The sequence below is a fragment of the Priestia filamentosa genome, from assembly GCF_900177535.1.
Lineage (GTDB): Bacteria > Bacillota > Bacilli > Bacillales > Bacillaceae_H > Bacillus_I > Bacillus_I filamentosa.
In genome coordinates this window covers 931,121-952,670 of the sequence record NZ_FXAJ01000002.1, presented here as the reverse complement: position 1 = coordinate 952,670, position 21,550 = coordinate 931,121, and the positions used below count along the sequence as shown (strand labels likewise).

At 35.3% G+C, this 21,550-nt stretch carries 18 protein-coding genes; 13 read left to right on the top strand and 5 right to left on the bottom strand.

The genetic code is table 11. The features are described 5' to 3' along the window. Positions 1-25 precede the first annotated feature (25 nt). From B9N79_RS11885 to B9N79_RS11835, 11 genes are all read left to right on the top strand, one after another. Complete coding sequence (locus B9N79_RS11885; RefSeq protein WP_040057406.1) at positions 26-1,150, top strand: UxaA family hydrolase; 1,125 nt, start codon at positions 26-28, stop codon at positions 1,148-1,150. 21 nt (positions 1,151-1,171) lie between these two features. Further along, positions 1,172-1,492 (top strand): UxaA family hydrolase, encoded by a 321-nt coding sequence (locus tag B9N79_RS11880; protein WP_040057407.1) that lies wholly within the window; start codon positions 1,172-1,174, stop codon positions 1,490-1,492. 53 nt (positions 1,493-1,545) lie between these two features. Next, positions 1,546-2,703 (top strand): UxaA family hydrolase, encoded by a 1,158-nt coding sequence (locus tag B9N79_RS11875; protein WP_085118416.1) that lies wholly within the window; start codon positions 1,546-1,548, stop codon positions 2,701-2,703. A gap of 489 nt (positions 2,704-3,192) precedes the next feature. After that, positions 3,193-3,510 (top strand): YfzA family protein, encoded by a 318-nt coding sequence (locus tag B9N79_RS11870; RefSeq protein ID WP_040057409.1) that lies wholly within the window; start codon positions 3,193-3,195, stop codon positions 3,508-3,510. A gap of 840 nt (positions 3,511-4,350) precedes the next feature. Beyond that, positions 4,351-4,986 carry an HAD hydrolase-like protein gene (locus tag B9N79_RS11865; RefSeq protein ID WP_040057410.1) on the top strand — a complete coding sequence of 212 codons (636 nt, stop codon included), beginning with the start codon at positions 4,351-4,353 and terminating at the stop codon, positions 4,984-4,986. Then, positions 4,983-6,347 (top strand): sensor histidine kinase, encoded by a 1,365-nt coding sequence (locus tag B9N79_RS11860; RefSeq protein ID WP_040057411.1) that lies wholly within the window; start codon positions 4,983-4,985, stop codon positions 6,345-6,347. The genes B9N79_RS11865 and B9N79_RS11860 overlap by 4 nt, the downstream gene beginning before the upstream one ends. Positions 6,348-6,352: 5 nt before the next feature. Continuing rightward, positions 6,353-6,979 carry a response regulator gene (locus B9N79_RS11855; RefSeq protein ID WP_019391033.1) on the top strand — a complete coding sequence of 209 codons (627 nt, stop codon included), beginning with the start codon at positions 6,353-6,355 and terminating at the stop codon, positions 6,977-6,979. Positions 6,980-7,302: 323 nt separating this feature from the next. After that, positions 7,303-7,560, top strand: coding sequence for a helix-turn-helix domain-containing protein (locus B9N79_RS11850; RefSeq protein ID WP_019391034.1), 258 nt, complete (start codon positions 7,303-7,305; stop codon positions 7,558-7,560). Between the two features lie 18 nt (positions 7,561-7,578). Then, on the top strand, positions 7,579-8,334 hold the full coding sequence (locus tag B9N79_RS11845; RefSeq protein ID WP_040057412.1) for a type IV secretory system conjugative DNA transfer family protein: 756 nt from the start codon (positions 7,579-7,581) through the stop codon (positions 8,332-8,334). Positions 8,335-8,669: 335 nt separating this feature from the next. After that, complete coding sequence (locus B9N79_RS11840) at positions 8,670-9,311, top strand: restriction endonuclease (RefSeq protein WP_040057413.1); 642 nt, start codon at positions 8,670-8,672, stop codon at positions 9,309-9,311. Positions 9,312-9,979: 668 nt separating this feature from the next. Further along, entirely contained in the window at positions 9,980-10,870 is an 891-nt protein-coding gene (locus B9N79_RS11835) for an AraC family transcriptional regulator (RefSeq protein ID WP_040057414.1), read from the top strand. Between the two features lie 179 nt (positions 10,871-11,049). Here B9N79_RS11835 and B9N79_RS11830 read toward each other — a convergent pair whose 3' ends face one another. Then, on the bottom strand, positions 11,050-12,045 hold the full coding sequence (locus B9N79_RS11830) for a DUF3231 family protein (protein WP_040057415.1): 996 nt from the start codon (positions 12,043-12,045) through the stop codon (positions 11,050-11,052). 428 nt (positions 12,046-12,473) lie between these two features. Here B9N79_RS11830 and B9N79_RS11825 point away from each other — a divergent pair, with 428 nt between their 5' ends. Continuing rightward, entirely contained in the window at positions 12,474-14,105 is a 1,632-nt protein-coding gene (locus B9N79_RS11825) for an FAD-dependent oxidoreductase (protein ID WP_040057416.1), read from the top strand. Positions 14,106-14,435: 330 nt separating this feature from the next. Here B9N79_RS11825 and B9N79_RS11820 read toward each other — a convergent pair whose 3' ends face one another. The 4 genes from B9N79_RS11820 to B9N79_RS11805 are packed head-to-tail and all read right to left on the bottom strand — an operon-like array spanning position 14,436 to position 19,911. Further along, positions 14,436-15,776 (bottom strand): APC family permease, encoded by a 1,341-nt coding sequence (locus B9N79_RS11820; RefSeq protein WP_040057417.1) that lies wholly within the window; start codon positions 15,774-15,776, stop codon positions 14,436-14,438. Positions 15,777-15,791: 15 nt separating this feature from the next. Next, positions 15,792-17,261 carry an aldehyde dehydrogenase family protein gene (locus tag B9N79_RS11815; protein WP_094041247.1) on the bottom strand — a complete coding sequence of 490 codons (1,470 nt, stop codon included), beginning with the start codon at positions 17,259-17,261 and terminating at the stop codon, positions 15,792-15,794. 13 nt (positions 17,262-17,274) lie between these two features. Beyond that, entirely contained in the window at positions 17,275-18,645 is a 1,371-nt protein-coding gene (locus tag B9N79_RS11810) for an aminotransferase family protein (protein ID WP_040057418.1), read from the bottom strand. Positions 18,646-18,663: 18 nt separating this feature from the next. Continuing rightward, complete coding sequence (locus B9N79_RS11805) at positions 18,664-19,911, bottom strand: M20 family metallo-hydrolase (protein WP_040057419.1); 1,248 nt, start codon at positions 19,909-19,911, stop codon at positions 18,664-18,666. Between the two features lie 158 nt (positions 19,912-20,069). Here B9N79_RS11805 and B9N79_RS11800 point away from each other — a divergent pair, with 158 nt between their 5' ends. After that, positions 20,070-21,467 (top strand): sigma-54 interaction domain-containing protein, encoded by a 1,398-nt coding sequence (locus tag B9N79_RS11800; RefSeq protein WP_040057420.1) that lies wholly within the window; start codon positions 20,070-20,072, stop codon positions 21,465-21,467. Positions 21,468-21,550: the final 83 nt, after the last annotated feature.

Below are 21,550 nucleotides of genomic sequence, written 5' to 3'. Positions count from 1 at the left end.
TTTATAAAAGAAAGGTGAGCTAAACATGAGCTATTCTTTTAAGGGATTTGCACGGAAGGATGGAACGGTAGGGATCAGAAATTATATTGGAGTGGTATCCTCAGTCGTCTGTTCAAGTGTTATTACAAAAGAAATTGCAGACAAAGTACCAGCAGCTATTCCTATTACTCATACAAATGGCTGTGCTCAATTAGGAGATGATTTTCAATTAACTAAAAATACGTTGTTGGGCATATCCGCGAATCCTAATCTGCATTCGACACTTTTTATAGGATTAGGATGTGAAACAAACCAAGTGAGTGGGCTTCTTGAAAGCGCCATGAAAACAAAACCTATTGAAGGAATTGGAATCCAACAATTAGCTGGAGGTAGGAATACCGTAATTAAAGGAAAAACTATTGTGGAAGAATGGGCAAAAGAAGTAGAAGAAGAAAAAAGAGTAGAGGTACCTCTATCTTCCTTAACAGTAGGCATATTAGCTATTGACATAGATGAGGAATCATTAACTAAAGTAACACCTGTTATTGGGAATGTTGTAGATACCTTAGTTGACCACAAGGCAACAGTGATTGTGGGAATGTCAAAATCTTTAGAACCAGCAGGTGCTCTCTTGTCTAAACGGGCAATAGGTGAAAAGTTACAACAAAGGCTTCAAGAAGCAGGAGAGGGATTAAAACGGAGACGATGGAAAGAAATTACGAACACGTCAAGTAGATGTGACGAATTTTCGTCATCAGAGAAATCTTATGCCGCTGTTGAAGCTCACCTAACAGGTTCTAAGCCTATTTACAAGTGGCTGGGTTATACGGAACAACCTAATCAAAAAGGTCTTCATCTATTAACCGTTCCAAGCAATTTAGTAGAAGCCTTATCAAATATGGCTGCAAGTGGCTGTAACATGGTGATGATTGTAAGTACCCGAGGTTTACTCGCCAGTTCCATTGCGCTTCCTTGTATGATGATCACCCCACAGAATTCTCATGTGCCTTTTGATGAGCTGACGGACTATACTGTTTCGGAAAATATGAATGTTAATCATGTGGAGAAAGTGCTTGAAATGATGATAGATATTTGTTCTGGGAAGCAAACGAGTCTTGAAAAGTTCGGCTTAGGTGAGTTTGCTATTCCTCATATAGGAACTACATTTTAACAGAGGAATGAGGGAAGTATAGTGAATCAAACATTTAATGCAATTAAGTTAAACAAAGCTGATAACGTTGCTGTGGCGCTAACGAATATTAAACAAGGAGAGTATCTTTCTATTAAAGGAGAAGACAAGATATTACAAGTTATGGAGAACATTCCTTATGGACATAAAATCGCAACCGTTTTTATTAATAAAGAAGAGAAAATTATAAAATATGGAGAATGTATGGGAATTTCGACTGAAGATATCTATCAAGGATACCATGTTCATATATCAAATGTTCGGGGACTAAAAGAAGAAGAGCGAGTAGATATACTTAAACAATCGTCTTCTTTTAATGCATAAAAAAGGTAGGGGACTAATCAAGAGGTAGAAAGTTATAAAGGAGGTAAAAATTTGTGAAAACATTTGAAGGATATAGAAGAGAGAACGGGAAAATAGGAGTTCGAAATCATGTTATTGTAATTAATACGGTAGGAGAGTTAGCTAGCTTCACGAAAAAGCTAGCACAGCTTGTACCGGAAGTTATTCCTGTATCTCATCAAACGGGAAAAGCGCAATTTCCAGAAGACCTTCAACAGACATTGAGAACTCTAAAAGGAACCGCCGGTCATCCGAATGTAAGTGCCGCTTTATTTTTAGGAATGGGGCAAGGAGATCCTGCTGAAGAAATGGTTGAGCTTTTAAAAGATGAGGGCCATTACGTTCATGCTATTTATTTCTATAGGGATAAGACAATCACTGACATTCTTAAAGAAGGAAAATTATGGCTAGAAGAAGCAGTCAAACGGAGTAAGCAGGAACAACGAGAAATCATTGATATTACGGAGTTAACGATTGGACTTGAGTGTGGAGGGTCTGATGCTTGGTCAGGAGTTACGGCAAATCCTGCAATAGGAGTTTGTTCTGATGCCCTTATAAAAGATGGTGGAACTAGTATTCTAGCGGAAACAACCGAAGCAATTGGAGCGGAACATATATTAGCTAATCGTTCGGTCACATCTCATATAGCAAAAGATTTCCTTAAAATTGTAAGAGATTATGAGAAGAGAATTAGAGCCACAGGGGAGGATATGAGGTCTGCAAATCCTACGCCAGGAAATATGGCTGGAGGCCTAACTACTTTAGAAGAAAAATCTTTGGGTTGTATAAAAAAAGGTGGAGATTCTCCCCTAATGGAAGTTGTCAACTATGCGCAACCTCCAACTGAAAAGGGATTTATTTTTATGGATACACCCGGCTATGATGTTGAATCTGTAGCAGGACTTGCAGCAGGTGGAGCTCAAGTTGTGTTATTTTCCACTGGTAAAGGCTCTCCTACAGGATCACCTATTGTACCTGTTATAAAAATTGGCACAAACCCTAAGTTGTATGAAATTATGTCTGAACATATTGATGTAAATGCAGGGAAAATTGTAGAAGGGATTAATACTATCGAAGAGATAGGGGAAGAAATTTATAGGCGAGTTCTTGATACAGCAAATGGAGATTTAACGGCTGCTGAAAAACATAAAAATCAAGAGTTTGCCATTTGGAGATTAGCAGAAACGATGTAGCCACCATTTATATTATAAGAAGACCTGTTTACGGATAATATGTATTCCCTTCGTCACTTATAAACGAAAAACAAGTTAGACATATTGAAACAATAGAAAAAGTCTAATTTTCTACCGAGCTTGTCAATTTATGGAGTCAGAATTAAACATTAAAGGAACCTTTTCTCTTCAGTCATGTGATAGGTGATGCTGAAGAGGAAAGGTTTTTAAGTTGACCAAGAACTATAACAATAAGGTGATTATTCGTTTTAGTAAAGGAGAATTTTTTTAGGTTTTTTACTATATTTCTCTTACTTCCTTAAGACAGAATAGCGGCTCCTTATCACTACATTTGTAGGGAAAGAAGTTAGGTGTGTGAGATATATAAGTGTTATTCTAGATTTTATATTCCTTTTTTTGTAATAAACGTTATAATTTATAGATGATATAAGGCGTATTGAAGAAGGGGAATTTATTTCATTTTAAATTATAAAAAGGAGAACTAGTGGAATGAAAAATAAATTAAAAAAAGGACGTTCTATTTTAAAACGAGAATGGGTACGCCCCCTTATAGCATTACTCGTTTTGCAATTAATCTTTTTTGTCTGTGATAAAAATGGATGGTCAATGAATTTCAGAGATGATGAGGGAACAGTGTTAGGCAAATTCACTGAAGCTAAATTTTTCAACGAACAGTTTGCTCCATATGAAAATCCAACATTCAACTTATTCACAGCAGTTTTCCTTGTCACTTTACTTCCCGCTGCTATTATAGGTGCGATGAAAGTTCTATTTTCCAAAAAACAAACTAATCATCATGCAGGCTAACATGGGTATTTTTAAGAGCGCAATTACAGAATTGGCTAGCCTCTCATACAGAACATATTCAAAATGAAGCCTTAAAAAACGAGGTTATTCATTTTAAACTATGGAACCTATATCATTTTGCTCCGTACTAGTAACTATAAGAAAAAATGATAATATAAGGGAGCGGTTTTTTCTCTGAAGACAAAAAGAGAAGTACAAATTATTTAGCACTATGGCTAGGAATTGGTTTATCTTTTGGATTTTTGTAGGGCTCTCGGTTTCATCATATTGGTTTAGGTATTGGAACGGGCCTTTGCTTTGGAGTAACGATTGGCTTAAGCTTTGAGAAGAAGAATAAGCAGAAGTAGTGTGTGTGCTAATCATACAATAAGATGGAATTTAGAAAGCGCACTTATTCTTATACCTAATTTTATGTGAATTAATAGATTAAAAAGCCTTGGTTTAAGAAAACTAAGGCTTTTTAATTATCTTCACAACATGAATACGGCTTACGAAACCGATAAATTCAAGGTATAAAAGTAGTTCTATTTCTTTGTTTTTGTGTAATTAACTACTTCAATAAGTTGACCAAAGGTTTTAATCTATGTTGCAGCCAAGAGTTAGGTTTTTAGTTTCAATTTTAATTCTAATTCTTTCTTATAATATTAGGTGAACAATTTGGCTAATGAACTCTTTTTTATTTAATTTCCAATAAGAAGAAAAAAATTTAGCATCTGTTAAAAGAATTTCTCCAAACAATAGTAGAATATTTTAACAGAATTAAAAGGAGAATATGGTATTATAAATATATAATGTAAGTTCTGTTTAAACATAGAAGAATTATGAAAGTGGATGTGAAAAATGATTAAAACAGTAATTTTTGATTTTGATGGAACAATTGTAGAATCAGGACAAGTAGTATTTGATCTTTTTAATAGTTTTGCAGATAAATATAAATACACGAAAATGCCCCAAGAACAGAGTGATTATATCCGTACTATCACTTTTAAAGAACGATTTAAGAAATTTAATGTTCCTTTGTGGAAGATCCCAATGTTGACCATTGATATCGTAAAGAAATATAAAGAAGAGATTCCACATTTAGAACCTATTGATGGCATAAAATCTGTTTTGAAAACATTAAAAGAATCAGGGTTTCAGTTAATATTAGTTTCTGCAAATTCGCAAGAAAACATTAAAAAATTTCTAAAACTAAATGACATGGAGTATTTTGATGAAATTCTCAGATCTCATCGCTTCTTCGGTCGCCATATCACACTTAATAGTTACGTAAAAAGTAATAATGTTCAAAGAGAAAACATTATATTTGTTGGTGATGAACATCGGGACATTATGGCTTGTGAAAAGAGTGATATTAAAATTATCTCTGTTACATGGGGGTATGATTTTGAGGTGCTATTGCAAGAAGCCCAACCGGATTATATAGTGAAGGAACCTTTGGACATTGTAAGAACTATTGAAGGAATTAATAAATGATTGCTTTATTCTTGGTTAGTGCTATATTCGCTATCCTTTGTTATCGCTATGATCCTAAATCACCATCTTTAAGATGGGTCGTATTTTTGCTAATATGTTCGTCATTAGCTGGTTTATCGCGTGCAATTGTAGAATCATTTATCCCGGCTTTAAACAAGAATGATATGAACTTTGATTTACTTAATACTTTTTTGTATAGTCTAAGGATTTTCACGGGCTTTGTATCTATTTATTTTTGTCCTTATGGAATTTTAATGCATGCAGTTGTTTATAGTGGGAGGTTTACATCTAAAGTTATAAGAACTTTGAAATATATTTTGTTAATTCCAATCCCTTTTATGGTTGAGACTACTGTATATGTTCCAGACATTGTCCCTGATTTTGATTCTATGCTCTATTGGGCAGTCCCTTATATATGTATTGCATGTATTATTCACATTTACGCATATATAACAGAGAAAGATGAAAAAAAGAAGAAGAGTCGTTTTATCACCTTGTCTCTCATGTTTCCAGTTATATTAACGGCCTTAATTTTAAACTATATCGTAAGAGCTTTTAATAGTAGTAATCAAATTTGGCGATACGTGGTGTTTTTTCTTGTTATCTCGTTTTTTATTTTTATATGGAAAGCTCTAGGGAGCGGCTCATTAAATGGAATTAAATTACGTTATGAAAGAGAAGCGAGAGAAAAAACAAGTAAAGTCGTGACTTCAGGAACAAGCTTATTAAATCATTCTATTAAAAATCAAATCTATAAAATTAACTCAAGCCTGCAAATTATACAACCTCACAGTCACAATCTTGATGCCTCATGTCAAAAGGCAGTTGAGATTATTAATAAAAGTTCTAATCATTTAATCGAAATGGTCGATAGAATGCAAAGTCAAACTCAAGAGATTCAAGTTAAAAAAAATAACTGTGATTTAAGTGAATTAATGGATGAAACTTTAAATTATGTGCAAAAAGAAATTGAGGCAAAGTGTATAACTATAGATAAGGTGTATGAATCCAATAACGATGCTTATTGTGATGGTACTCATACAAAAGAGGTATTTTTAAACATAATTAAAAATTCCATAGAGTCAATGGATAAACGTGGTAATATAAGGATAGTCATTACTAAAGGTAATGGTAATCAGATTACGGTTTCTTTTACGGATGATGGTAGTGGTATATCAGAAGAAAATCTAAGACATGTCACAGAGCCCTTTTTTACAACGAAAGGGAGAAGGGGGACCAACTTTGGTTTAGGTTTACATTATTGCTATGATGTAATGTTAAAAAGTAATGGTAATCTACACATTGAAAGTGAACTAAATAAGGGAACAACTGTGACGCTAACGTTCCCGTTAAAAGGATGATGCTTATGAATCCCATTAGAGTAGTTCTTATTGAAGATGATATTGATTGGTTAAATATTATGGAAACAATTATAGGAAATGAAGATGATATCGTTTTAGTTGGTTGTGGCACTACAAAGGAAGAAGCTATTAACTTATCGAAGGCACTGGACCATATTGATATTTTCCTTGTCGATATTAATCTAACGGATAATAACTTGGATGGAATTTACACAGCATTAGAGTTAAAGAGCAGTGGTGATTGGAAAGTATTAATGTTAACGTCAATGTCTGATGAAGATATCATTCAAAAGTCATTCATTGCAGGAGCAACGGATTACATTCTAAAAAAAGATGTACATAAAATACCACATATTATCCGTTCCATTTATCATGAACCATCTAATCCAGTTGAAGTTATTTTACAAGACTATCGACGTATGAAGAGTGAAGAGCAGCTCAAAGATCTAACTAATGCAGAGCGAGAAGTTTACAAATTGATAGAGCAAGGCCATTCACGAAGAGATATTCAAAAGAAATTAATGAAATCAGATAATACTCTAAAAAACCAAATTAAAAATATACTGAAAAAGATGTCTGTTTCTAATTCCAAAGAGGCGATAAGAAAAGTGAAATCAGGAGGTTTATGGTGATTACGCGATGAAGCGTAATCACCTTTTTTATTTTGTAATAACCTCAAGTATAAAGGGACTACTTTTTATAGCCCCATCTAAAAAAAAGGGTGAGTATTTATAACCCCTCTTGGTAAAGAAGAGCCTCGAAAAATGACACTACCTTAAATTGCATAAACTTTATATCATATAGTTAAGACTTGTTATTCATTATAAATTTAAGAAAAAGGGTTCTTTTGAGTAGAATCTAATTCATCCATACTCTTCAACAGAAGCATGTAGGCAATGACTATATGGTCTATATATTTAATATTCTCTAAAAATAACCGGTCTAAATTAAGGGGGTGGAAGAGATTAATATCATCAGGGAAAAGAGAATAAAAAAAAGATGGACTCAGTTAGAATTAGCGAAAGTATCGGGGGTTCCTCAATGTACGATTTCTCAACTTGAAAGAGGAAATCGAAAATACCCTACGTATGAAACGATTCGAAAAATTGCTAAGGCATTGGATTTGACGTTGGAGGAAATCTACCTCCTACAAGATCATAAAGAAAAAGGGTCGGTGAAAGAGGAAGAGGGCAAAGCGACTGCCTTTCTATGATAGAAGGAGGAGAATAAAATGAAGACTGATAAAATCAAGAAATCAGCGATTACATCAGGCGGAATAGAGGAAAGAGATTCTTGTTCGCTAGAAGAAAATAAACATGTTGTGGTCATAGGAGAAGTAGCTACAGGCAAAACCTCTACTTATATATTGCCGAATATTCTCGAAGAAAAAGAGAAAAGCTTACTTGTATTTGATCCTCGGGGTACAAGATATCATTTTACACAGGGGGAAAAGCGAGAACAGGGGTATATTGTAAAAGATTATCCTGTTCTTTCATTGGATGAAGAAACAATAAAATATATAGCACAGCTTCTAATTAAAGAAAAAACAGTGGTTTATCTCCAGTTTGATCATAGAGAGGGGAATAAAGAGAAAGAGGAGACGTTTACCAACTTGATAAATACATTATATGAGACGATTGAAGAACAAGGGTTCTATCATAAGGGCATCCATGTTTTGATGGACGAAGCTCAAGCCTACAAGGTTCCTCATCTTCCTTTATTCCTAGCATCAGGAAGAAAATATAATGTAAATTTCTCTCTTACGGTGCTTCATTTATCTTCTTTACAGAACTTATACGGCGAAGAAGCTACACAACAGATGATAAAGTATAGTGTTAAAGGGTTATTTGGTACGAGAAGTCAAGAAGATGCCGAATACTTTGCTTCTTTTATTGAAGGGCCTTTTACGAAAGAAGAATGCAATGCACGCTATCTCTTTTCACTGCCAAGAGAGGTTCCTGTATGGCTCCTTCCTTTTTCTCATTAACAACAAGGGACAGTAATATTAATCCAAAGATTCCGAAGATGTTGAAGAAATATAAACAAAGTCACATCTATCAAATACCTAATTGCTAAAAAAACAAGTACTCATTTTCTTGAATGCTTGTTTTTTTAGCAATTATGTTCAGAATCAGTTTTGATTTAATATAGTACTAGTTGTGATAGTTAGTATCATTAAAAAATTACATGCTTCCATCTACTATTCTTCTAAAAAAGATTAAAATGAGGAGGTGAAGAAGAGTATTTAAAGACGATAACAAGAAATTTTTAATCAAATGAGAAGAAGAGATAAACTTATACACGAACAGGAGATTGAACAAAATGACAAACAGCGTATTTATCTTTATCATTTTTTTTCTCCTGCTTGTATTATTTCAACTCATGCGTTATGTCTATCGTACGGTACTAAAACGACAAGCATTGAGGCGTTTAATGCAATCAGGGATTCCTTATATTGACCAGATGGACGGATTTCAATTTAAGATGTATTTAAAAGCTTTATTTCAGCAGTTAGGATATAAGGCACAGCTTGCCCCTCAGTCAGGAGATTTTGGGGCGGATTTAATTATGAAAGGGAAAAAGAAAATTGTCATTCAAGCCAAGCGTTACGGCGTTAAAAACAAGGTTAGCCAGTCGGCTGTTCAAGAAGTCTATGGCGCTCAAGCCTATTATGAAGCGGATGAAGCATGGGTGATGACAAATAGTTTTTTTACAAAGCAGGCTAAAGTGTTGGCCGAAGTGTGTCATGTGCAATTATTTGATCGTCATGCTCTTCAAACTTTGATTTTAGAGGTAAATCCTATACATACAGCCGAAGATATTTATCGAGAGGTCAAGCCAGAGCCTCGTACATGTCCTGTATGCGGAAACTCGCTAGGCATACGTCATAGAAATGGAGAACGTTTCTTTGGATGTGTTTCTTTTCCTCAATGTAACCATAAAGAGGCGATTAATAAAGAATAACCACAGATTATATTAAAGGGGTGCAGGTATGCTAAAGTAGCTTTGAGTTTAGGGAAGAAGGGTAGGCTTTTCAAAGCAATGTGATTACATATACATGAGTTCTTCATTTTGAATGATACAAGAGATATAAAATCGGAAACGTTTTCTAAAGAGGATTCAGGATTACATATTACGAAGAAATGGATAAAATCATTCATTATCATGCAGTATTTTATGGCGGAGAACGAGAGAAAGCTTGATACACTAAGATGGATAAAAATCTGTATAAAGAAGAATAAATAGAAGGTCCAGCCCTTGTTGCTTAAGGGACTGGACCTTCTTAACTTCAAGAAAAGATTTAGGTGAGCTAATATTCTATCTCGCATGCCTCCTTTTTCTGTTTTTTAAATAGATGAAATGATAGATTTGTTATATGTACTCTTTACTATATCTGGTGAAATAGCTTTGTTATGAACAAAGTAGCTCTGTGTTGAAATTCAATTTAAAAAGGTGAAATTCATGTTTTGGGTTTACTTCACCACAGAATCAGTTTTTAGGTGTAATAGAGGAAAGCTATAACGAAAGGCTAATTAAGACCAATAGAACGAGGAAAACCTACATAATGGTGCACAAAATGTCGGATAGCTCAATTTAAATTCTGCTATTCTGATCATAAGGAGGTCATATAAATGAATTTGCTTAGGAATATGAATGGAGCTTTACAATATATCGAGGAGAATCTAACTAACGATGTGGATTTTAGAGAAGTAGCAAGGAGGGCTTTTTGTTCTGAATATCACTTTAAAAGAATGTTTTCTTTCCTAGCGGGCATTACGTTGTCAGAGTACATTCGGCGAAGACGCCTTACTCTTGCAGCATTCGAACTTAAAAATAGTAACAGGAAAGTTATTGATATTGCGATAAAATATCAATATAATTCACCGGATTCTTTCACAAGAGCTTTTCAAAATTTACATGGGATAACTCCTTCAGAAGCTAAAAAGAATGGCCATTCACTTAAAGCCTATCCACGAATGACCTTCGAGTTATCAATTAAAGGAGGAAATGAAATGAACTATCGAATTGAAGAAAAAGAGGCATTTTGTATAGTGGGTATTAAAGAAAGAGTCCCGATCATTTTTCACGGAGTTAACCCACATATTGCTGCTATGTGGGAAAGTTTAAATGAGGAAACGATAAATAAACTCAAAAACCTTTCTAATGTCGAACCATTAGGACTGCTTAGCGCATCCGTGAATTTTTCTGAGGAGCGAATGGAAGAAAAAGGGGAGCTTGACCATTATATTGGTGTGGCAACAACAAAGAAATGTCCAGATAATCTGAAACAGCTTAAAGTACCTGCTTTAACGTGGGCGGTGTTCGAAGCAGTTGGGCCATTCCCAGAGACATTACAAGATGTATGGGGACGAATTTATTCTGAATGGTTTCCATCCTCGAATTATGAACAAGTAGAAGGACCAGAAATTTTATGGAATGAACATAAAGAGGTAACGTCACCAACTTTTAAAAGTGAAATATGGATACCTGTGTTAAAAAATAATGTTGATAGAGGCGTGTAATAAATATTTTTAGGTAGAAAGAAAGAGAAGGTTACGAATGTAATCTTCTCTTCTACTTTATAGCTTTCTGTAAGCAACATGATATGAACTAAAATTGTAAATGGTATACACCTATGTAAAGGAAGATAGTCTATAGCAACTTGAAGGATTTCCTCAAAGTACTAGACATTAAAAAAGATTTAACCATCTAATTTTTTACGATCTTCTGCTCTAGGTGGTTCTTCCATCCACTTATGATCAATCATACTTTTTCCAATACGACTATATATCCATAAACTATTCAACCCGGCCTTTTCACAGTGTGCTGAAATATCGGCTCTCATACTTGAAATGACAGAAGCATTATAGTAAGTTACGGCTACCCCAAAAAGGAACCCTGTTTGAAGAAGCATAAGTTTGTCTGAAAAAGGAGAAACCGTAGAATTTGTAACTTCTGTCTCCAACGATTGGGGAAGATGAAGATTGTCCTGGATTAATAAGGAGGAGAACCCTTCAATATGCTTGTTTTTTACTTGCAGACTTTTTTCCAATAGAGTACGTACAGTCGGGTCTTTAGCAACTTGTTTGAAAGCGAGCATTACTGCCTTTGCAGTCATGGCTTTACTTAAATTAAAATAGATATGTCCGCTTTCAACGGCATTCATAGGTCTACGTTTACCCAAAATATTTGTGACATACTTATAGTTTTTTATAATCTTAACTTTCTTTGGTGTTACATATGTAGGTGGTTGTAGGTAAAGTTGCTTTGAGATAAGAAGATCTTTCGCTTTTTTATAAATCTCCATCGCATCAAGATTGCATTGATAATAAAATTCCACAATATCTTCCCGGGTGGAGGCTGTAAACGATAAACTATATTCATTGAGGCCATGGGTAGTCATTGTATAAAGAGATTTGAGACACAGAACTTCTGTAAATAGAGGAGGAGCATCTAGGTTTACATCCTCTTCTGTAAATCCTTTAGGAACAGGAAAATTTTCTTGCTTAAATAAATTCTTTAAAGTTTCTATATGGTTAGATGAAAGGTTTAAGGCTAATTGGAAGAGATGCCGTATTTCAGAATCCTGAATTGTTTGAAGCATATATTTATTTACACATACAGATAAGGTTTCACGGATATAATGGGCCCATAAATTTGAGATTTCAGGCGATGTTAAATGATTATTCTCTTGCAATTTCTTTTTCCTCCGTATAAAAACTATTTTTTCATAGTTTGCCCTCCTTTTGAGCTTTCATACAGATTCGCTTTTTGAAACTTTTTGATTATTGTGGTAACGGTAACTGAAAGTATGTAAGGTATATCTTTAAAAAAGAAGAAACTTCTTAGGAGAGAAGGGGAGGGTTGTTAGATATTCATATAATTAATCGATGTTTCACAGCATCTTTGCGTAGTTTATCTAGAATATGTATTAGTTACATATTTTTATGAGATTATAAGCATTATTTGTTATGAAAAAAGCACGCCTTATTAGGGGCGTACTCTATCTATATGATAAAACATAATGCAAAAAAAGTCTATAAGTTCATTGAATTTTATATTATAGTTTGATTACTGAATTCAGTAAGATCCATGGATAAATATAATATTGAAAGGAAATTGTCTATGAAACACAAACATGTCCCAGTTTTAATTGTTGGGGGAGGACTTACTGGACTCACCTCTGCTCTTTTTCTTGCACGTCATAACACTGATTATTTGCTCATTGAAAAGCATGCTGGTACAGCTATTCATCCAAAAGCCGGAGGAATTACGTTTCGTACGATGGAATTATTTCGACAATTAGGATTAGAGAAAGCCATCCGTACTGCTAGTGAGCCGTTGGATCATATTCGGGGACGAATTGCTGTAGAAACAATCAAAAACATAGACCTAACAGAATTAAAACAGGGAGAGAGTACTCAGAGGGAAATTGACAAAAAAATAGTTGAAAGGATTGAAAAGATTAGCCCTTCAAAAGCAGCATCTTGTTATCAAATGGATTTAGAACCGATCCTTCTTCGAGCTGCTGAGCAAGGGAAAGGGCATATACGCTATAATACCGAACTTGTAGCATATAGGCAAGATGATTTAGGTGTAACAGCCACTATCGTGGATCGAGAGACAGGAACGAAAGAAATCATTCGAAGTGATTATTTAGTTGCAGCAGATGGTGCTAAAAGTACAATTCGTAAACATATGAAAATTCCAACCACAGGAAGAGGAGTTATAGGAGGCCACTATATTAATATCTATTTTCAGGCTGATCTAAGTTATTTTCTGAAAGGTAGCCAGTTTGGTTGGATTCAAATCTTAAATCCGGAAGCATTCGGTGCATTCATCACGGTTAATAACCGTGATGAATGGATTTACCACGTGGCCTATAATCCTTCAAATGGAGAACGTCCGGAAGATTTTTCTGAAGAGCGATGCCGTGAAATCATAAAAAAAGCTATAGGAGTTTCAACTATTGATATTGTCATCTTCAGTATTTTACCTTGGGCAGCTGTAGAACATACAGCTACTTGTTTTATGGATAAGCGAGTCTTTTTAACTGGAGATGCCGCACACCTTATGCCGCCTACTGGAGGATTTGGTTCAAACACAGGGATTCAAGATGCCCATAACTTAGCTTGGAAATTAGCAGCAGTCATCCAAAAAAAAGCGCATCCAAGATTGCTTCAAACTTATCATGACGAAAGATACGATGTTGTAGAAAAAACGACTAAATATGCTAGTGATTTGTTATTTAAGGCGATGAATAAAGGTGTAAGCACTCTTAATAATATGGATCATCTTGCAATTACCGTAGGATATAAATATAGCTCAGAAGCTATCATTGAGGAAAAATTCACTACACATAGAATGGATCGATTAGAGTTAAATGGAAAACCAGGTACACGTGCTCCACATATGTGGTTGAAGGATGGAGATAAGTATATATCTGTTCTAGATTTAATAGATGAAAACTTTGTCTTATTAACAGGGGAAGATAATAAATATTGGCGCACTGCTGCTGAGGATGTAGCTTCTCACCTAGGCATTTGTATCGATGTTTATGGCCTTGGTTCAGAGAGTAATCTGGTTGAGTATGAGGGGAATTGGGAATCCGTGTACAATGTTTCCTCGGAAGGTGCCGTATTAATAAGACCGGATGGTTTTGTAGCATGGCGTACAAAAGAGAGAATATTGCATTCTAATGTAATTCTTAAACAAGTTATGACTACAATCCTAGGAGAAGACAGTGAAACAATATAGCTCTTACACAAGAAGAAACTGATAGGCTTTCTTAGTACAACTTATAAAAAAACAGGCAGTTCCCTAGGGGAATTACCTGTTTTTTTACACTTTGAGTTAAAAGGAGCAATCATTCTGTTTTGAAGTGTTCTTTCCTTATGACCTTTTTTTGTTCTAACGCTTCATTTAAATCAAGTTAAGAACAAATGGATAGGCAAATTGTATTAAGCCTTACATCAGCATATCTTTGATGTTCTTCAGTGACCTGTTGAGATTGGATAACAAGTGATTTAGCATCTCCGTCATTAGCTAAGTGTGAAACTAGTTTTAATTAATTGGTAAATATGGGTATTACATGCCACTTAGTTCATCATAGTGAAGATCAACAGGTGCTTTCTTAAAGAAACGCGTTGTACTAGTCAGATACACTATCCCTAACAAAGTCCAAATGCCTCCTATAAGTAAAGAAAAAGGATTAAGACTTATCCAGAGAAAACCAGTAAAAACTAGGCCGAGGAAAGGGAATAGGAAATTCTCCAAAAAAGCAGGTTTCTTTTTCCTCTTAAAGTAGGCATATAAAACACAGATGTTAACAAAAGTGAAAGCCGAGAAAGCCCCAAAATTAACGAGGGCTGTTGCCTTTTCTAAATCTAAAAAAAGCGCAGTTGCTGCTAGTAATCCCACTATTAGTATATTAAAAAGGGGTGTTTTAGAACGAGGGTGCAAATAAGAGAACACTCTCTTAGGCAATGCCCCATCTCGTCCCATTGCATATAAAAATCTTGATGCGACTAACTGTGATGCTAATCCAGAAGCAATGCAAGATAATAAAGCTGCTCCTAAAAAGAAAGCAAGAAACAAGTTCCCACCTAAATGAACGGCAATCTCGGGAGAAGCTGCTTCATAATTATTAAACTGACTAGCACTAGGAAAAAGAGATTGCATAAGATAGGTAACAGTAACGAAAAAGACTAGTCCACCTATTGCTAGTAAGATAATAGCTTTTGGAATCGTTTTTTCTGGCCTAATTGTTTCATCACATAGATTTGTGATGGCATCAAAGCCTACAAAAGATAACGTAAGGAGAGCTGCTCCAGGAAGTAGAGTAGGAAATTCATTAGGTGTTGGCAATAAATCATGAACAGGCATAAATTGAGCTGATGTATTTAATAAATCTTTGAGACAAAGACCTATAAAAACTATTACAACAATGAATTGTAAGATAACAAGCCAAGTATTTAGGGTTGTCGCTATTTTGATTCCTACACAGTTCATTAAAGTAATAAAAGTAATTAATGAAATGACCCACACCCACTTTGGAACATTTGGAAACCCTGATGATAAATAAACGCTAGCTAGTAAAGCATTAATCATAGGTAAGGCTAAATAAGCGATAAAGGATACCCATCCAACCAGGATTGCGGCATAAGGGTGAATAATTCTCTTCGTATATAAATATACAGAACCTGCTATTGGATACTTTTGCACAAGCTTCCGATAACTAAGGGCTGTAAATAAAATAGAGATAAACACAATAAAATAAGCAAGGGGAACAAGTCCAGTTGTAACATGTGAGACAATCCCAAAAGTGTCAAATACAGCAAAAGGAGCCATATAAGCAAAGCCAATCGCTACTACATGTTTCATCCTCAATTGACGCTCCGGAGCTACTTGTTTAGTTGAATTATTCATCCAAGGATAACCTCTCTAATCTAAATTTACCCAAACACTTTTAACTTCTGTATAATTTTCTAATGCATACGATCCCATTTCTCTTCCATATCCTGATTGTTTGTAACCTCCAAAAGGAACAGCTGCATTCGTAAGATTATAACAGTTGACCCATACAGTTCCGGCCTTTAATTTACTTGCTAATTGGTGGGCGTTTTTTACATTTTCTGTCCATATTCCAGCTGCTAAACCGTAAATTGAGTTATTAGCTTTAGACACAACATCTTCTAGTGTATCATAAAGGATAACAACAACAACAGGACCAAATATCTCTTCTTTCGCAATTGTCATCTCATCATCTACATCAGTAAAAACAGTAGGAGTAATAAAGCAACCTTTATCTAACTTTTGGCCACCAGCTAATAGTGTTGCACCTTCATTAACTCCTTGCTCAATGTAGGAAAGAACTGTATCTTGTTGTTTTTTCGATACTAAAGGTCCCATCTCTGTATCTTCTTCTAAACCATTTCCTAATTTCACATTTTCAGCATAATGTTTTAACTCTTGAACAACGTGGTCATAAGAATCTTTTTGAACATAGACCCTAGACCCGGCGCAACAAACTTGCCCTTGGTTAGCCATAATTCCGGAAAATACACCAGGTATAGCTTTTGTTAAATCTGCATCAGGTAAGATAATGTTAGGAGATTTTCCTCCTAATTCTAATGTTACGCGCTTTAGTGTTTGTGCAGCTTTCTGCATGATTGCTTTCCCAACAGCGGTAGAGCCTGTAAAAGCAATCTTATCGACATCAGGGTGCTGTACAAGTGCTTCACCTGTGATAGAACCCTTTCCATTTATAATGTTTACAACTCCTTTTGGAAACCCAGCTTCTTTAATTAATTTAGCAAGATATAAAGCTGACAGGGGAGTTTGCTCAGCGGGCTTTAATACGACAGTACATCCGGTAGCTAAAGCAGGTGCGATTTTCCAAATCGCCATCATAATAGGAAAGTTCCAAGGGATAATTTGTCCTACAACGCCGACTGGTTCATGCTGTGTATAAGTGAAATATTGAGGAGACATAGGAATCGTTTGGCCACCCCATTTTGTTGTCCAACCTGCATAATAACGAAGCTGCTCAATAGCGTTTGGTAAGTCATTACCTAGCATTTCTGCGATAGGTTTTCCATTATCTAGTGTATCGATCTCTGCTAAAATGCGAATATCTCTTTCCATTAAGTTTGCTAACTTATATAAATATTGACCACGAATTGAGCCATCCATCCGAGCCCATTCTCCATGTTCGAATGCAGATCGAGCTGCATAAACAGCTCGATCAACGTCTTCTTCCGTTGCCTCAGCAACCTGAGCGAGAAGTTCGCCGGTAGCTGGATTAAATGTTTCAAAGGTACGAGTCATAGGAGATGAATACCATTCTCCATTGATAAATAGTGTTTTAGGTTCTTCTAAGAAAGCTAATACTTCTTTTGTTATGTTCAACACGAGTGTTTCCTCCTTATAGCCCAAGTCGTTTTGAATACGTAGAGAGTGATTCATCTACAATTGAGATAATGGTCTCGATATCCTCTTGTTGTGAGATAAGAGGGGGAGCGATAGCCACAATGTTCATCCCAGGTTCGAAATCAAATCCTCTAATAAGCAATCCACGTTTCTTACATTCTTCAACAATACTCATTGCGGCAGCTTCCTCTGGTGTAAATGTGATATTTTGTTCAGGGTCTTTTATTAAATCAAACCCCGTTAACAACCCTCGTCCTCGACCATTCTGAAAGAAGTGATATTTATCGCTGAGGTAATCAAATCCTTTTAAAAGAAGTTTCCCCATTTGATCAGCTTGATCAATGAGATTTTCTCTTTCAATAATTTCAAGGTTTTTTAAGCCAACTGCGCATGCTGTAGGATGACCACTATAGGTAAATCCATGAGCAAGCATATCCGGTACTTCACATATAGCATCCATAATAGGTGTTCGCATTACAACCGCTCCAAGTTGAGCATATCCACTTGTAATTCCTTTTGCCACAGACATTAAGTCAGGAACAATGTCCCAATGATTTACACCGAAGGAACGACCAGTACGACCAAAACCACAAATTACTTCATCTGCAATAAGGAGAATGTTTTGCTCATCACATAATTTACGAACAGCCTGTAAATAATCTTCTGGAGGTACGTGGACGCCACCAGCGCCTTGAATAGGTTCTATAATAACAGCTGCTACATGATTAGCACCTTCTCGTTCAATAGTACCGCGAATACTGTTTTGATAAGAAGGGTGATTGATATCACCAAGTTCACAAGAAGTTAAATGAGGTTCCGCATTTATAATGTCGGGATCTCCTGAGCCTGAAAATGCACGATATACTTCAATACCTGTAGCTCTTTGAGCGGCAACCGTTACCCCATGGTATCCTCTTTTTAATGAAATAATTTTCTTTTTGTTTGCTAATCCTTTTCTTTCCCAATAAAAACGAGCTAATTTAAAAGCTGTATCATTAGATTCAGAACCCCCGGAGGTGTAAAATACGCTGTCTAAGTCCCCAGGTGTCATAGAGGTAATTTTCTCAGCAAGTTTTACGGCCGGTTCATTTGAATACCCATAAAACATTGAGCTGTAAGCTAGCTTTTGCATTTGATCGAAGCTAACTTGTGCTAACTCTTTATTACCGTGTCCTACGTTTACATTCCATAACATAGACACACCATCAATATATTTGTTGTTATCCATATCAAAGATATGAAGTCCTTCACCTCGCTCAAAAACAATCGTAGGTCCATTATTACGATTAAAAGCAGGGGACGTAGAAGGATGTAAAATATGTTGTTTATCCAATTCAGCTAGTGTATAAAGCGTTTGATTTTTCATTTATATCGCTCCTATTCATTAAATAGTTTTTGGGATTTTTGCCCCAGATAACTGGCACACAACATCTAGCAAAAGATTGGCGCCATTTACTAAGTCGTTATCTCTCGTGAATTCCTCTTCATTGTGACTAATGCCTCGATGGCTTGGAACAAATATCATCCCTGTTTTAGCTATTTCAGCCATATATTTCGCATCATGCCCAGGTCCGCTAAACATTCGTTTAGTAGATAAATTTCTGTTTCCCGCACATTTGCTAATTGTCTCAATAACTTTTTCAGAAAAAGTAACGCTATCATTTTCCCATGAGGTATGAAAAGTTAGTTCTACATCGCATAAACCTGAGATTGTGCTCAATTGCTGTTTCATGACTTCAAGAGCTCTTTCTCTCTGTTCATCATCTTCATGGCGAATATCAACGATAAACTCAACTTTTCCTGAAATAACATTAGGTACGTTAGGATAGACGTTTAATTGTCCAACCGTAGTTTTTAAACCTTCATATTCTTGTGCTAATTTATCTATGCTCTCTATCATCTTTGCTGCTGCTACAACTGCATCTTTACGATTTTCCATTGGCGTCGGACCAGCGTGATTCATCTCACCTTCCACTGTAACACTAATCCAACTAATTCCTTGAATACCTTCTACAACTCCAATTTCTAATTGTTCTTCTTCAAGAATAGGGCCTTGTTCGATATGTAGTTCTATAAAGTATTCTGCTTTTTGTAACCTATTCTCTTCTAGTCCTTTATAACCAATATCTGAAAGGGCATCACGAAACTTTATTCCATCTTTATCTTGGCGAGAATAAATGAAATCTTTCTCAAATACACCACATACTCCACCAGATCCTAGCATTGGTGGTTCAAATCTTGCTCCTTCTTCATTTGTAAAATTAATAATCTCAATTGGACGATCTGTTTGTACATTTGCCTCGTTCAGAGAACGAACAACCTCCAAAGCTGCTAATACACCTAAAACTCCATCAAAACGCCCTCCACAAGGCTGAGTATCGAGATGTGATCCAATGACAACAGGCATTTGATGAGGATGTTTTCCTTCACGTCTACCATACATATTGCCAAAATCATCTACTCTAATAGATAATCCTTCTTCTTCAAACCAATTGATGAGTAGATTTCTCATTTGTTGATCATCTATTGTTAAAGCTAAACGATGTAAGCCTCCATTAGGAGTTGCTCCAATTGCTGAACTTTCTTTTATAGATTGGAGCAGTCTTTTTTGATTAATATTTAAACCATTCATATTTGTTAAATCACCTCCGTACTGTAATTAGGTGCAAGTATCGTGCCAACATAAAAAGGTGATGTTTAATTGAAATTTTCAGAATAATAATTTAAAATGAATCGATAGTGATTCAAATACAAATCGATATCGACTCAGATAGGATTGGAGGGAAAGCTATGAGCCCTATCTTTTTAAGCTCAGAAATAAAAATGATGCTTGATCAATTAAAAGATGGTATTTATATAGCTAATAAAAATGGAGTAACATTATGGATTAATCAAACAAGTGAAAAACAACTAGGTGTGAAGCGAAAAGATATTATTGGGAAAACAGCTGATGAACTAGAAGCACGAAATTTATTTACTCCTTCTGTCACAAAAATTGTACTAAAGAAAAGAAAAACAATATCTAAAGCTCAAACTTCAAAAGGAATTCAATATTTAGCTACAGGTAGTTTAATTGAATTAGAGGAAACAGGAGAAGAATACGTAATTGTGCATGTTAAAGATATTTCTGAGATGGTTAAAAATGCTTTTAAACTTAAAAAAGCAGAAACTCTTATGAGTCAATACTGGAATGAAATACAGAAAATGAAAAGTGAGAAAAGGGTCGAAACAGGAGAAAAGCGACTTATTGGAACGAGTGACGCACATAATGAAGTAATGGATCTTTTAAGAAGAGTTGCTAATTTTGACGCTACTATTCTATTACAAGGAGAAACAGGAGTCGGAAAAAGCGTGTTCGCAAAAGAAGTCCATGTTTTAAGTGACCGAAGAAATCAACCATTTGTTCAAGTAAACTGTGGAGCTCTTCCAGCTAATTTAATTGAGTCAGAATTGTTCGGTTATAAGAAAGGAGCTTTTACAGGGGCTAACAGCAGAGGAAAAACAGGTTTAATAGAAGAAGCCTCTGGTGGAACCTTATTTTTAGATGAAATTGGTGAATTCCCTCTAGAACTACAGCCTAAACTGCTTCAATTTCTTCAAGATAAGTCGTTTCTTCCTATTGGTTCTACAGTTTTACAGCACTCTGATACAAGGATAATTACAGCAACAAACCAGGATTTACTACAGCTTGTAAAAGAAAAACGTTTTAGAGAAGATCTGTATTATCGGTTAAATGTCATTCCTATAGAGATTCTTTCCCTTAAAGAACGAAGAGAAGACATTCTCCCACTTGCACATCACTTTCTTCAAACGTATAACTATAAATATCAAAGAAATGTCGTATTATCAAAAGAAGTTCAGCCTTTTTTCTATCGTTATAACTGGCCTGGAAATATCCGTGAACTAGAAAATCTTATCGAAAGACTTGTTATTACAGTAAGGCAAGAAAAAATCTTGGAAAATGACTTGCCATACCACATGCTAAAAACTGACGATGAACCAGCTTCATTAGGAGCAGAGGAAGAGGAGTTACAAGGAAAAAGTCTTTCTGAGTATTTAGATAGTATAGAGCGTAAGATGATTTTAAGAGCTTATTCTAAATATAAATCTACTCGTAAAATGGCAGAGAAGCTTGGCTTGACTCAATCTGCCGTTGTACGTCGAATGAAAAAATATGATATCTCCTAACTTTTTATTTACGAATCTCTAAATATTAAATTGAAAATGAATTGGCACAAAACTTGCATTATAAATAACTGACAGAAACTGAA